The following is a 6,675-nucleotide window of genomic DNA, read 5'->3' as shown; positions in this document are numbered from 1 at the left end:
TTGGCCTCAGCCAGGGCTCGTTCGTAGTGTCCCGCGCCCCTGAGTCTCAGGATGGCGAGATGACTCTCATGGAGCGGCTGATCTTGCGGATAGGTGAAGGAGAATGCCCCTAGGGCGCAGACGAAGAAAGCGGTATTGAGTGTCGTCCGGCCGTTCCGCATCTCGAGCGCTCCATGCGACGCGACCAGACCATACTACAGATTCACTCTTCGCGCGGGGGCCGAGTATCGTCCCGACCACCCGCGCGGAAGAGTTCGAACTACAGGTCGGCTACTAGTCGCCGACAGACCAGCGACCGCCGGCCGTCACCCGGGTCTTCACTTTCATGGGGCACCCCCACTCCTTGCGGCGTCGTGGGTGCGCAGAGTCCCGCCGGGAGCAACGTCACCCCGCGCTGACGCCGGTTAGCGTTTTTGCCTGTCTCCCTCCGCAGGCCTCAGTGGGTGGGGGCACCAAAGCCGACTCGAATTCGGCGGCCACGCGAAGACACACGCGGCCGTCGTCGTTCGACTCTCTCAGTTGGGGATTAACGCTACCAGGTGGGGTGAATGGCGCGTCAGAGAGCTAAACCAAGTTTTCTATTTTCTCGATAGAAGAACTATAGCATCCATTGCCGCGTTCGACAAGCCCCTCGAAGCCGGAGCCCGAGGGCTCGAGCTCCACTCCGCGAGGCAGCCGGTCCTCGACGGAAAGGAAGGGGGGAAAGGACTTGTGCGGCGCGCCTTGGTACCAATAGGCCACCGACGAATAGTCGCTCCCGTGCATTTGGGCGTCTCGCTCGGCAACGTAGCGGATCGATTTCCGGAACGAGATCGGGGCGTCGATGTGGAAGCGGTACATCGTCCACTTGCTCGAGCCGCTCGAATCGTCGCTGTACGACAGACCGTGATAGGGCCTAACGTCAGGGCTTTCTTCGTCACGGCTAGCGCAAAAGTAATCCTCGGTGCGCGTGCCGATGATCGAGGGTTCCTTCTCGCCGTCGATCCAGCAAAAGTCGTCTCCCTCGCCAAACCAGCTGAAATCTCGACTCGGGTTGGCACTGTCGACGGAAACATTGCAGCCGACATAGTGACCCTCTCCCTCCGCATCCAGGATGAGATAGTCGCGGTTCGGGCTCAGCATCGAGAGCTCGTCGAGCTCGGGCTCCTCTTTCTCGGGCATCTGCCTCCGCCACAACGCATGGAACCGCAGGGCGTCCGGTCGCTGGGAACCGAGCTCTTCGTAGTCGACGTGATAATGGACCGCCCGGACGGATTCACTCCCCTGGTTCTCGAGAGTGATCCAGGCCCCATCGGTGAACGGCATCGGGAAGAAGCAGCTCATGGCGGGCCGGTTGTCGATGAGCCGGGGGCCTCCCGTCACCATGCTCAGCGGTTGCGACCAGTAGTTGGAGACCTCCGCATGGCCGACTCCAAAGAAATCGCCCACGGGAGATTCGACACTCGGATTCGACTCTCCGTCCCAATAAGCGCGAAGCACGGTTTTCCGCAAATACGCAGGCTCATCCGTCCATAGCGTGAGCCAGATGTGGCGGATGATCCCCGCACCGTTGATGTGCGCGAGTACCGCCATGTCTCCGGGCGGAATGCGAATCCGCTCCGAGTACCGCCCGCTGCGATCCCAGCTCGATTGGCGCCGCAGGCGTCCTTCCCGGGCCAAGTGGATCCGACTCAGCCCCACGGATGGCGGTCCGGTCGCTGGGCGGGGCAAGAGCGAAAGGGAAGGAGGAGGATCCGGTCGTTCCGGCGGCTTCGATCTGGCCAGATCGGCGAACGTTACGGCCACCGCGGAGGGTAGAGTCCGGCTCGCCTCCTCCACGTCCATCTCCTCGAACGGGCCGAGTGACAACTGTCCCCCGGCGGCACCTGTGGATTTCATGACTCACCCCTGGAGTCGCTCCGGATCGAGAAACGGTCACCAAAAAAAAATTCCTCCATGCATGTGACCTTTCTCGACCCCGGGGCGACTGTACCTACCGAGAAGCCCGGACCGATACGATGACGACCTCAACACTGCTACTCGTCGAAAGCCCCGACAGAGTTTCCGAACGATATCGCCAGCTGGCGAGACGCGCCGGATACCGCGTCCTGACGACCCACTCGGGGCCGATGACGCGCATCGTTTCCCAGCGCTCTCAACCGGATCTCGTCCTGCTGACACCCTTGACGGGGCAACCGGGGTCGTCGCAGATCGCTCGCACCCTCAAAGAGGATCCGAAGACCGAGCATATTCCGGTCATGATCGTGATCGCGGGCGATCTCATGGACCCGACCCGGGCGCCGGTCTATCCGACCGAGGCCTGTGCATCCGACACCGCCAGCGACGACGACCTGATCAGCACCATGCGGGCGCTTCGAAGCCAGCGCCGGGTTCCGCCCGAGCCGGAACCATCGAGCCCGCTCGAGGGCGACCTCGCCGAGGACACGTTTCCCGGAGTCCTGGAGTTCCTCTTCGCCGCCCGCAAGACCGGCCGGATCCTCGTGCTCGACGGAGGCAAGTGGCCGGGGCGCATCTATCTCGAAGAGGGCAACGTCACCCATGCCGAGCTCATGGAGCAGAGCGGAATCGAAGTCTTTCGCCGCTTGTGCTTCCTCAAGCGAGGCCGCTTCAAGTTCGAGCCCGAGTTCCGCCCGGCCCAGCGGACGATGTCCGAGAACGGCATGGCGATCCTGCTGGAGAGCGCGCGTACCCGCGACGAGCAGGCAAGCACCGTCGGTGCGAAACACGCTTTGAGTCATTCTGCGTCACGTTTGTAAAGGAGGTGAGGCGCCAATGAAAGTAAGAACGAATGTAAAAGCAGGCAGTGGTGGAGACGGCAGGAAATTCTAGCCACTAATTTCATCTAGAGAGAGCTCTTTCGCGAGCAGCTGAGCTGCTCGCTTTTTTTTTGAGGCAGCCAGCCTTCCCTCTGTGCCTAGCGGCCCAGCCAGGCTTCGAGGGGAGCGACGACTTCCTGCCGGCCTGAGTCGTTCAGGCGCGCAATCGCCTCGGCGACGAGCTCTTGGTCATCGATTTGTTGCGAGTAGGATCGAGCGTGGTCGGGAGCGAGGTTGACTCGAATCTCGTTCAGGGTCGAAGCCATCTGGGAGTAGGCATCCAGGGCATCGTCGGGGAGCTGCATTTTGTCTCGAGCCACACCGAGTATGGCGTAGGTCCTGAAGAGAAGCGGACGCCCGGTGAAAGCCTTGGCCGCTTCAATCGCCTCGACAGCCGTGGTCCCGGCGCTGAGCGCGTCTCCCCGAGCGAGATAACCCTCCGCGAGCGCCGAGAGAGCTTCTCCTTCCTGACGCCGCAGAAATCTACCAGCGACCTCTTGACGGACGTCCACGAGCACGTCCATCGCTTCGGTCAAACGCCTGCGCTTGATATCGATGCGTGCGCGCTCGATGCGGGCCTCGGCCGCGAGCTCGAAGCTTCCTTGGCGCGCGGCTTCCTCCTCGGCGGACTTGGCGGAAACGCGAGCCTGATCGAACGCGCCCAAACCGTGCTGAAGCTCGGCTCGGGCGAGAAGAAGCAGCGGCGCCAAGGCGTGATCCCGATCGACCGCCAGATCTTCGGCTTGCTCGAGCTCCGTGGCGGCGAGGTCAGGTTGACCCACTGCGACGAGCAGCCGCGCGAGATGGAGCTTCACCTCGGCGAGCCCGACATTCTGAGCGAGCTCTTCGAAGATCTTCTGGCTCTGGCCCAAAGCCTGAGACGCATCGGCGTAGCGACCCTGGTCCAAGTAAATCTGCCCGAGATACATTTGGACCTCGGCGGCGTAGGAGGAACGGCCAATCTCACGAAACAGCGGCAGGGCATCGAGCAGGCTCACGATGGCCTCTTCGTATCTTCCCTGAGATTTCTTGACCAGGCCGATACCGGTCAAATTGCGGCCCTTCTCTTGCTTGTCTTCGGCGCGAGCCAGATGGGTTTTCGCCTGCTCGAGATAGACCAGCGCATCGGCGTACTGGCCGCGAATCCGGTAGACGTCGGCAATGTTGTTCATTCGGATGGCGAGCTCGGTGTGCTCACCTCGATCCATCTCGATTTGAAACGACTCGCGAAACGCTTCGAGCGCCTTGTCGAGATCACCCTTGGCCATGTACGTGGTTCCGAGCGTATTCAGGGCGAACGATTCATACGGCCGGTCGCCCATCTCGCGAGCAATCGCCGCCGCATCGATCGCGGCCGCAAGCGCTTCGTCGTGGTAGCCGCGATTACGGTACAAACCTGCCAGATTGGTCAAGGTCGCGGCCTGTCCCCGCTTGTTACCCGTCTGCCGACGATACTCCAGTGAAAGATGAAGGTTCTCGAGTGCCTTCTCGACGTCGCCGGTGTCCCGATAGGCGACCCCCAGGATGGAATGGATCATCCCGAGTCCTTCGGCGTCCTCGTCGAATTGCCCCGACTCGAGAACCTCGGTCAGCGAGGCGATCGCCTCCCGCATCTGACCGCTCACGACCTGGGCGCGCCCCAGACCCAAGAGCGCCGCCCCGTAGCCCGGCTCGAGCTCGAGAACGCGCCGATAGGCCTCCATGGCTTCGGGCACGCTTCCCAGGTTCTCGAGCGAGCCGGCGAGGCTCAACAGGATGTCGGGATCTCGCGGATAGAGGTCGGCGAGCTCGCGGTAGCTCACAGCCGCCGTCTCGGCGTCTTCCTTTACCTGCGCGGCGATGGCGTGGATCTGATAGCGCTCATAGAGCGGGAGGGCGGAGCTTGCGGCGAGCTTCACCGCTTTCTCGGCAGCGGAGCGGGCGGGCTCGAGCGCACCGGCGTTCCAATGGGTCTCGGCGAGCTTCACATGGGCCATGGCGAAGGCCGGATCCGCCACCGTAGCCTCACGGAAACGCTCGACCGCGACGAGGTTTGCCCCCCGCCGGAGCTGGGCCAATCCCGCTTGATAGAGTCGAAGGGCGTCGATGGAGGCCGTCGCTACTTCGACCACGGGCCGGTCGACGTCCCCCGCGAGAAGCTCGGGAGAGAGGTCTATGTGCGCCTTGACCTCTTGCGTGATCCGGTCGACGAGGGCGAACACCTGTGAAGCCTGTCCTTCGACCTTGATGGGCAAGGAAACTCCGGAGCCCGCGCGGCGGAGTGCGAGATCCAGGCGAATGGTTCCCTCGGACTCGACGAACTGGCCGTGCAGGACGAGCTGCGCAGGAGCGAGCTTGGAAATCGATTCCACCGTGGCTTCGTCGAAGCGGGCGCGATCCTCGACGCCGAGCTCGCGAAGGAGCTTCGCGACCCGTTCGCCGGGTATGGGACGAAGGAAACGGGATTGCGACACGTCGGTTACCAGCATGTCGGATATACCGGTTCGCATCCATTCGAGCTCGACGGAGCCGGTGGCATTGGTCAGCGGAAGGATCGCGAGGGTCGTGACCCGCTCGTCGGCGGAGGCCTGGGCTGCAGGATCCGCTGACCTCTGGTTGAGGTAAGCCGCGGCGCCCAAAACCACCAAGAGCGAGGCGGCGGCCAGCAAAGCTCCCCGCCGCCGAGAGAGGTGCCGTGAAACGCGTCGGACGAGCGAACGGTCCACTTGTTCTCGCTCCAGATCGCGCAGGATCTCCGACGCCGTCACGTAGCGCAGCGCCTTGTCGATCTCCATGCACTTGAGAACGAGACTCTCCAGGTGCTTCGGCACCTCGAGATCTAAATCCCGGGGCGCGCGCGGCTTCGCGGTGAGTCGGACGACGATCCGGGACATCGCAGTGTCGGCTTCGTAGGGAAGCTCACCGGTGAGCATCTCGAAGAAGATGACGCCGAAAGAGAAGAGATCCGACTGCGCGTCGATCGTCTGGCCGCCGACTGCCTCGGGCGACATGTAATCCGGCGTTCCCATCACCGCGCCAGTGACGGTCAATTGATGGCTCTCGGCGGAGCGGGCGATGCCGAAATCCATGATCACGGGACTGCCTTCGGGCGTGACCATGATGTTCTGCGGTTTCAGATCGCGGTGAACCACCCCCTGGCGATGCGCCTCCTCCAGACCGCTGAGGATCTGCATGGCCATCGCGACCGCCTCTTTCACCGGGATCTTGTTTCTTTTCCGAATGTACTCCTTGAGGGTGTCGCCCTCGACGAGCTCCATCGTGAAGAACTTGACTCCGTCGGCCTGGCCGAGATCGTGGATCCGCACCACGTTCTTGTGGGTGATCTTCCGGGCAAGGAGAAGCTCCTGCTTGAACCGCTCGACGACCGTGGGATCGCCGCCTTTCTCGCTGCGGATCGTCTTGAGAGCGATGTTCTTGCCGAGCTCGAGATCCCTCGCTTTGTAGACCCGCCCCATTCCCCCCTCGCCGAGTAGCTCGAGAATCTGATACCGCCCGGCGAAAACGGTTTCGCGGAGAAGCTGGGCGGTCGTCCTCGCGGCAAGGTCGTTCGGATCGAGAGCCATCGTTGGCTGGCTCGAAGGGGCATCGGCAAAGAGATCCACCAGGAGCTCACCGCAGGCGACGCACTCGACGTAATCGGACGGGTTCGCCCCGCCGCACCCGGGACAGTTCATGGGGTTTTCCTCGATGAAGTTGTCGTGGTGCTTCTCCAGGTTAAGAAGGGCGCCTACGACGCCAGCGTCTTCGCGCCCGAATTCTCGGCAGCAAGCGCTGAAAGCTCGGTCAGCACCTCGTCCATCGACTGTGGCCGCTCGTCGCGATCCTTATCCATCATGTGTGCGACCAGATTCTCGAGCTC

Annotated in this window: 3 protein-coding genes; 1 reads left to right on the top strand and 2 read right to left on the bottom strand. The window is 62.7% G+C overall.

Translation table 11 applies throughout. The annotated features are described in order from the left end of the window. Positions 1-564: 564 nt before the first annotated feature. Complete coding sequence (locus VEK15_33060; protein HXV65573.1) at positions 565-1,878, bottom strand: glycoside hydrolase family 172 protein; 1,314 nt, start codon at positions 1,876-1,878, stop codon at positions 565-567. A gap of 119 nt (positions 1,879-1,997) precedes the next feature. Between VEK15_33060 and VEK15_33055 the strand changes: the two genes are divergently transcribed. Then, positions 1,998-2,756 carry a DUF4388 domain-containing protein gene (locus VEK15_33055; GenBank protein ID HXV65572.1) on the top strand — a complete coding sequence of 253 codons (759 nt, stop codon included), beginning with the start codon at positions 1,998-2,000 and terminating at the stop codon, positions 2,754-2,756. A gap of 158 nt (positions 2,757-2,914) precedes the next feature. On the opposite strand, the gene VEK15_33050 is transcribed toward VEK15_33055, so the two are convergent. After that, positions 2,915-6,490 carry a protein kinase gene (locus tag VEK15_33050; GenBank protein HXV65571.1) on the bottom strand — a complete coding sequence of 1,192 codons (3,576 nt, stop codon included), beginning with the start codon at positions 6,488-6,490 and terminating at the stop codon, positions 2,915-2,917. Positions 6,491-6,675: the final 185 nt, after the last annotated feature.

The sequence above is a fragment of the Vicinamibacteria bacterium genome (assembly GCA_035620555.1).
Classification (GTDB): Bacteria; Acidobacteriota; Vicinamibacteria; order Marinacidobacterales; family SMYC01; genus DASPGQ01.
The sequence above is the reverse complement of the archived record's forward strand: the minus strand, read 5'-3'. Positions and strand labels throughout refer to the sequence as shown.